This is a genomic window from Acinetobacter sp. UBA1297, from assembly GCF_002307755.1.
GTDB lineage: Bacteria > Pseudomonadota > Gammaproteobacteria > Pseudomonadales > Moraxellaceae > Acinetobacter > Acinetobacter radioresistens.
On sequence record NZ_DBUF01000014.1, the window covers coordinates 58,861 to 60,208 of the forward strand.

2 protein-coding genes are annotated in these 1,348 nt (G+C 44.3%); both read right to left on the bottom strand.

What is annotated here, in order from left to right; genetic code table 11:
* Nucleotides 1-201, bottom strand: a 201-nt coding sequence (locus B3R63_RS06515; protein ID WP_286729232.1) for a hypothetical protein, incomplete at its 3' end; no start/stop codon positions are given.
* A 65-nt stretch (nucleotides 202-266) separates the two neighbouring features.
* A complete protein-coding gene (gene ribF / locus B3R63_RS06520; protein WP_286729333.1) occupies nucleotides 267-1,268 on the bottom strand; it encodes a riboflavin biosynthesis protein RibF in 1,002 nt (333 codons plus the stop codon).
* Between the last annotated feature and the right edge of the window lie 80 nt (nucleotides 1,269-1,348).

Consider the following 1,348-nt stretch of genomic DNA (forward strand, 5'->3'; position numbering starts at 1 on the left):
AGGAGGGCCATCATGCAGAATATATTTTTTCTTGCCAATACGCGATGTGCGAATCTGCTGATAAATGTTGTCGGCGTACCACTCTTCTAACCATTTTACTTCACGTACTGCCAGATTTGCCTTCATGGCAAATTCAGTGCCCGGCAGATTTAGTGTGGCTTTATAATCCACAGCATTTTCAGGAGTTTGCTTATCGCTCATGCAAGTTGTCTTCCAGTTCAATCAGCTTGAACGCTGACGGGTTTTACAATCAAAAAAAACAGAATTTAAACAGGGAATTTGGGGGTATTTCTACGAAACTCAATGAGCTTGGCTATATCATTATCAATTCCGGTCTTTAATGCTTCAAGCGAAGGATAATTTACTTCACCATGCAGATATTTTAAAAAAGTGACCCGCACCAGCAAGCCATACAGATTAGCAGAAACCTCAGGAAAGTGTATTTCTAATCGCCACTCTGGCTGTTGTTGCTGAATTGCGGGCCGTGTTCCCACATGTCCGGCACCAAATAAACTCTCCGGTCCATAACCTGCAATTCCGGGTAAATCTGGGTGTTCCAGACGTACTCTGGCAGCAAGAGAACTATGCTCAGAGATTACTTCTACCGCATAAATCCCATGCAGGCAGGGCTTATGCCGGTTCATCCCTACATTAATGGTCGGGAAATTTAAGGTACGCCCAATCTGGTCACCATACTGAATTCGACCCACCATACTGTAGGGACGTCCTAAAAGCTGGGCAGCAAGAGTCAGGTCACCCTGCTGTAATACCTGCCGGATCCGTGTCGAACTGACTCGCTCTCCCTGAAAGTCGACAGTATTCAGATTAGTGACTGCAAAGCCATAGTTTTTTAGAAATTCGCTATTGCCTTGCCGGTTTTTTCCAAAATGAAAATCATCACCCAATACCAAGCTATGAGCATGAAGCTTATCTTTTAAAAGGGACGCAAAGCCTTCTGCACTCATGCTACGGAACTGGTCATCGAATTTGGCTACAGCAATATAGTCCACACCAAGTTCAGTCAAATACTCTACTTTTTCACGTAGTGAGCTGATACGGGGAGGGGCTTCGTAGCCTTTGAAGTATTCTAGTGGTTGGGGCTCAAACAGCATAACCAGTGTTTTTAAATTCTTCTGGGCAGCAACAGTTTTAAGCTGAGCAATCATGGCCTGATGTCCAAGATGGACACCATCAAAATTGCCAATTGTCACTGCAGTTGCAGGCAGCTGAAAATCGGGCATCAGGGCATTCAGACGGAGCAGCTTCATGGGCGAAGAAATCAGTGCAAAATTTGAAAGGTCATATATTGCCATATTCTCACAGTTTCGTCTTGTTGTTGTGTTTTTAC